Origin of the sequence: Actinocrinis sp. (assembly GCF_035946395.1) — a bacterium.
Lineage (GTDB): Bacteria > Actinomycetota > Actinomycetes > Streptomycetales > Catenulisporaceae > Actinocrinis.
The window spans coordinates 24,869-31,089 of sequence record NZ_DASYZI010000054.1; the positions used below are offsets into that span (position 1 = coordinate 24,869).

Annotated in this window: 3 protein-coding genes; 2 read left to right on the top strand and 1 reads right to left on the bottom strand. The window is 68.2% G+C overall.

The window, feature by feature from the left end; genetic code table 11:
• Window positions 1-12: 12 nt before the first annotated feature.
• The gene (locus VGS97_RS03570) at window positions 13-1,311 is read right to left on the bottom strand and encodes a DNRLRE domain-containing protein (RefSeq protein WP_326851718.1); all 1,299 of its coding nucleotides are present in this window, start codon (window positions 1,309-1,311) and stop codon (window positions 13-15) included.
• A 213-nt stretch (window positions 1,312-1,524) separates the two neighbouring features.
• On the opposite strand from VGS97_RS03570, the gene VGS97_RS03575 reads away from it, so the two are divergent.
• Together VGS97_RS03575 and VGS97_RS03580 are read left to right on the top strand one after the other, a co-directional pair.
• Window positions 1,525-3,726, top strand: a complete 2,202-nt coding sequence (locus tag VGS97_RS03575) for a DUF4855 domain-containing protein (RefSeq protein ID WP_326851719.1) — start codon at window positions 1,525-1,527, stop codon at window positions 3,724-3,726.
• Window positions 3,727-3,966: 240 nt separating this feature from the next.
• A partial coding sequence (locus VGS97_RS03580) for a DUF4855 domain-containing protein (RefSeq protein ID WP_326851720.1) occupies window positions 3,967-6,221 on the top strand: 2,255 nt, incomplete at its 3' end.

The window sequence follows — 6,221 nt, forward strand, 5'->3', positions numbered from 1 at the left end:
ACATCAGGCGCCTCACTCGTAAGTGACGACCAATGCCGGACGGTCGTCCGGGTTGCCGGTGTCTCCGGCTTCGTACGCTCCATATCCGAGTGATGACGACTCGTTGCCGAACCTGAGCAGCAGCCCGTGCTCGGCGCTGCGCAGGTCGGTCCAGCCGCGCACGATCGCGGTCGCGTCGAAGTCGCACGGGTTCAGCTCGCTGGAGCCCGCCATGGAGGACCCGGAAGGTGTCGTGTAGTCGCCTCCCGGATGCCTCCACCTGACGCCGCTCGCCGCGCTGTTCCACGTCGCTACCGAGGCATCGAATGTGCGCGTCAGTCCATACACTGAGATCGTGGCGGAGTTGGTGCCATGGCACGCCACGTTCAGACGCGCGTCGGTCACGAATGCGCCGCGGGGGAGCGCCGTCAACGGCCCGAACTCGAAGACCGCGCGCTCGGCGCCCTCGCCGCCGATGTCGGGGCTGACCGTCAGGCTGTAACCGTTCGGGTCGACGATGGTGTCCGGGGATTTCGCACTCAACGACGCTGCTTTGTCGGTCTGAAGCACGAGCTCGGTCTGCCCGGGTTCGGGCAATCGCACGAGCTGAGTCGCTCCGGCGACCACCTGGCCGGACCTGGTGCGCACGGCCACCATGTAGACGTAGTAAGCCGCGCGCGGATCGCTCGTCGCGGGAGCCGTCCTGTCGACGAAGCTGGTGTCATTCGCGTTCACCGTCGCCACCAGCGTTGCCGCCGACGGCGTGAAGTCCGGCCTCGTGCTGCGATGAATCTCGTAGGCGGCCAGGTCGTTGGCCGGATTGCAGGTGATGTTGGCGTAGGCCGGCCAACTCACCTCCGCGCCTGTGGCATGAATGACGACAGGCCTGTTCATCGCGACCGGCCGGGGAGCCCAGGTCTGAGTCCAGCACGTCGACAGCGGGGACGGCGTCGCCGGCGTGTTCACCACGACCGGCGCGTACCCCGTTCCCGGCTGACTCGCCACATACGGCGTCGGCGCCCACACCGACCTGATGGCGTACTCCAGCACGAAGAACACGGTGAAGGCCACGGCGCACACGCAGGCCATCACCAGAAACTTGACGGCCGAAGGCATCGACTTTCGAGCCAACGAGAGGTTCCCCACGGCGGCACCGCCACCGATACCCCCGCCGAGCGCTCCGCCGATGAACATCATCACCAGAGGCAGCAGTACCAGCGCCACCTGCCACCACGACAGTCCCTGCAACTGCTCGCGAAAACTCGGCCGCTCTCGGCGTCGACGCCGACGTCGCTCCGAGGCCGTCTCGTCCCCCGTGTACTCCTGACGCATGTGCGCCCCTCCTCGCGTGCACCGCAGGTCGGGCACGTTAATTCATTCGGACCAACTTCGGTGCTCCCCGCGCGGCAACCCGTCGTCTCACCGTCTTGAGGCAGTTGGATGCTTCCAGTGGACGCCATCTCGCACGCTGACAGGCAGTGGCGGCGAGCCGTCCTTGTGTATCACCATCCCGCGCGTACCGATCAGCAGTGGCGACGACACCTGATGCGCGTCGACGAGTCCGGGGAGTTTACCGGCCAGTGGCTGTTCGGCGGCGCCATCGTGACCGCCGTCGAGCATCGGGGCAAGGACTTGATGTACGCCGGATTCGGCGTTGCCGAGCTCACCGGCCTGCTGGACCAGCTCTTCGCCGACGCCGAACGGCTCGACGCCGCGGCCGCCGCGCTGTCGCGCACGCACGCGGCGCCCGCGGCACCGATCCAGCTGGCGGTCGCGATGCCGTGGCTGAGTCCGACGGACCGGACGGCGCGCGCGCAGACCGCGAACTGGTACCTCGACCAGGTTCGCTCCCGGGCCGAAGCAGCACGCTGGCGGCAGCTGGCGCTGTATGGCATCTACTACCATCGCGAGGACGTCATCGACTCGACGGGCGATCCCGCGTTCGTCACCCGGTTCAACGCCGAGGCGCATCGCCGGGGCCTGCGGACGATCTGGGTTCCGTACTTCGACGCACCGCACGCATGGGACGGCGCGGAGCTGGGGTTCGACGTTACGAACGTGCAGCCGGGGTACGCGTTCCGGTCGGCGCAATACGGCGGCGTGGTCAACGGCGATCGCCTCTACGCCGTCGCGGCACAGTCCGTGCGGCGAGGCCAGGCCTTCGAGTACGAGGTCAGCACTGCGGGCGAGACCGGGCCCGAGTGCTGGATCGCGCATCAGTACCTTGCCGTCGCTCGGGAGACCGGCGCCGACCGGTTCCCACAGGTGTTCTTCGTGGGCCTGCAAGGCGACATGTTCGACGAGATCGCCACGCCCGCCGGCGCGGTCGGCGAACGCCGAAGCTGCTACGCGGATCTGGCGGACTATCTGGCCGGCCGACCCCTGTCGAATCTGGAGATCGGCCTCCCCCTGCCGGTCGACGACACGTCTGACGGTGCCCGTCGGGCGCGCTGGACTGTGCCCGAACCACAGCGGCTGTGGGCGGTGCGCATGGATTTCGTCGACGACACCGCGGCGCAGCCATGGCGTGGTCGGCTCGAAGTCAGCGTCGAGGGACCGGACGGCACGCACACGTCCTTCGCGCAGCGAACGGGATCAGGACCCTTGCCGCCCCATCAGTCGATCCAGGTGCCGCTGATCCGGACGTCCGAGGGCACCGTTTCGGCGCTGGCCATCGTTGTGAGCCGTGAGGCCGGTTCGCCCTGGCCGAACATCGAGCGGATGGTGGCCGTCCAGCACATCGTGCCGGTCATCGCGAACGGGCTCGCAGGCGAGCCGTCGGCGACGACGTATCCGGTGCAGTCGGGTCCGTGGGCAGACGACGCGCCGACACACCTCGGGTACGCCGGCGGCAAGCTGACCGACGGACGGGTCTCCGCCGACGGCCACTGGAACTGGGCTGGGGCCATGGGCTGGAACTTCTACGAGGGACGGTTCACCGTCACCGTCGATCTCGGCCGAGTGCGGCAGATCGGCGAGGTGGAACTCGTCACGCACTGCGATCCGACGGCGGGCGTCGCCTGGCCCACCGGCACCGCCGCGCTCGTCGGGCTGCACCAGCCGGCGCGCGTGACCGGGATCAGCGGCTTCTCCGGGCAGGCTGCGGGGTCGTCGGGGGCGTGCTCGCTTGCCGTGCGGGAGGTACCCGGCTCGCCGAGCGCCCTCTCCGGACGGATCGTGATGCCGATGGCCGCGGTCTCCGGCCGCTACGTGACCGTCGTGGGCCGTGGCTCCGGCTGGATCCTGCTGGACGAGATCCTGGTCAGGGACACCTCCGGCGCGATCGTATCCGCCGGCAGACCGTACTGCGTCACGCCGAAACCCTCCGTGCGGCAAGGGGAGCAGGTCGCCTACGGCGATGACTGCGACCGGCTCGTCGACACCGCGATCACGACGCGGTTCGCGCCGCAGTTCGCCCATCTGGTCGACGGCATCCCCGCCGGAACGGGCGGCAGCGTCGAGGCCGCTTGGGAGCAGCCGCGTTCCGTGCGGCAGGCGGCGATCTGGTTCACCGAGCCGAATCCCGGCCACGGCGTGATCGTGCCGGCGAACGTGCTCGGCCGATGGCGCGACGAAGGCGGCTCCTGGCATGCGGGCGCGGAACCGTCACCGATCGAGAAGGGTTTCTGCCCCCACGCGATCTTGAAGCCTCCCCCGACGGCGCGCGTCACGGGGATCCGCATGGATCTTCCGGCAGTCCCGGGCTCGACAGGCTGGTACATGGTCAGCCAACTGACCGCGCGTTAGTCACGGCTGCGTCGTTGCACCGTTGCGCCGCTGCACCCTGGCGGCAAGCCGCGACCTGGGGTTCTAGGAAGTACCTCATCTGGTGCGTTGATGCAGGGTTGGATCGATCTCGCCCGCTATGGTGACGCTCGCATATAAGTGTCCGAAAGGCGTATAATGATCCTACTTTTTCTGCGTCACTGGTCAGGCAGAGCCATCCGGACGGTTTCAGCCCTGGCTCTGGCGCTGCCGACAGTCGTCATGGCCTCAGCTGTCTCGCACGCGGCCACGACCGCGTTCGGCCAGTGGCACCGGTCGATGCTCGCCTACCATGACGCCAACCGCAGTGCTGTGCAATGGCAGAAGCACCTGATGGCGGTGGGCGCGAGCGGAGCCTTCACCGGCCAGTGGCTGTTCGACGCGGCGGTGCTGACCGCGGTCGACTACAACGGCAAGGACCTGATGTACGGCGGGTTCACCGGTGACGAGCTGAACGGCGTGCTCAACGACGAGTTCGCGGACGCCGCCGCACTCGACGCCGCCGCGACCACGTTGACCGCGACGTACGGCGCACCGCCCGCCCCGATCCAGGTCTCGATCGGGGTGCCGTGGCTGAGTCCACGAACCGCCAGCCTCACGCTGCCCGGCACCGGCACGGTGCTCAACCTGAGCGTGCCCGCCGAGCGCGTCCAGGCCGCCGACTGGTACTTGGACCAGATCAAGGCACGTGCCCAGGCGGCGAACTGGAAGCACCTGTCGCTCTTCGGCGCCTACTACCATCGCGAAGAGATCATCGACGGATACAACGACCCGGCGTACGTCACGCAGTTCAACGCCGACGCGCACTCCCGCGGGATGAAGACGGTGTGGGTGCCCTACTACGGCGCACCGCACATGTGGGACGCGACCGCACTCGGGTTCGACGTGTCCAACGTGCAGCCGTCCGTCGCGTTCCGCGGCCCGCAGTACGGCGGCGTAGCCAGCAACGGGCAGCTCTACACGGTGGGTCAGGAGTCGCAGCTCCACCACCAGGCCTTCGAGTACGAGAGCAGCACCGCCGGAGAGAGCAAGCCGGAGAACTGGCTTTCCCATCAGTACCTGGCGGTCGAGCAGTACTTCGGCACCGACGCCTACCCGCAGATCTTCTTCGCCGGGCTGCGGGGCGACATGTTCGACGCCATCACCACCCAGGCCACCGCGGCCGGGGACCGCTGGTGGTGCTACAGCGACCTGGTGGGCTACCTGGCCGGCCAGTCGATCTCGAACATGGAGATCGGCCTGCCCTGGCCGACCAGGGACCTGCCGGACGGCACCCGTCAGGTGCAGTGGACCGCACCGGCCGACCAGCAGCTGTGGGCGGTACGCATGGACTTCACCGACGGCGACCCGGCCAACCCCTGGCGCGGACGGCTCTCGGTCCGGGTCGACGGCCCGGGAGGCAGTCGCAGTTCGTACGCCCAACGCGCCGGAGAGCCCGGAACCGAGCCCTATCAGTCGCTTGAGGTGCCTCTCACACTGGACCCGGACGGGGCGAACACCGTCTCCACGCTGACCATCACCCTCAGCAAGGAGGCCACGAGCCCCTGGCCGAACATCCAGCGCGTCGTGGCCGAGCGGTACATCGTCCCGCTGATCGCCAGCGGGGCGGCCGAGGAGCTGTCGAGCTCGACTTACCAAGTCCAGGACGGCATCTATCCGGACAGCGCCCCGACCTACCAGGGCTTCGCCAAGGGCAAGCTGACCGACGGCCTGGTCTCGCCCAACGGCAGCTGGTACTGGAGCGGGGTGATGGGCTGGAACCAGTACGACGGCGCGTTCGCCGTCACCATCGACCTGCAACAGGTACGCGACGTGGGCGAGGTGGATCTGATCACGCATCACGACGCCACCGCGGGCATCGGCTGGCCCACGAACGTCTCGGCACTGGTCGGTCTGCACTCCCCAGCGCGCACGCGGGGCATCACCACCATCTCCGACCAGGCGGTGGGAACATCCGGCGACGCCGTCCTGACCAAGAAGGCGGTGACGAGCACTGAGGACTCGGGGACGATCTCGATGAAGCTCAACAACGTCCCCGGGCGCTTCGTGACCGTCACGGGCACCGAATCCGGCTGGTTCCTGCTCGACGAGGTCCAGGTCAAGGACGGTACCGGGGCGATCGTCTCCACAGGCTGCCCCTACACCATCTCCCCCAAGCCGTCGGTGATCCAGGGCGACCAGACGCTGTACGGCGACAGCAACAGCGAGCTCACCGACAGCGCCATCGTCCCGTACTTCAGGCCGCAGTACTCGTACGTACTCGACGGCATCCCCTCGGCCACCGGCGGCACCGCCCAAGTGACGTGGGTCACGCAGCGGCCGGCGCGTACGGCGACCATCTGGTTCACCAACCCGAGCCAGCAATACGGCGTGATCCTGCCGCCGGGCGGAACCGCGCAATGGCGCGACCAGAACGGCAACTGGAGTACGGACAACAACGTCGTGCTCAATCCCGACGGTGCCGCCCCACACGCCAC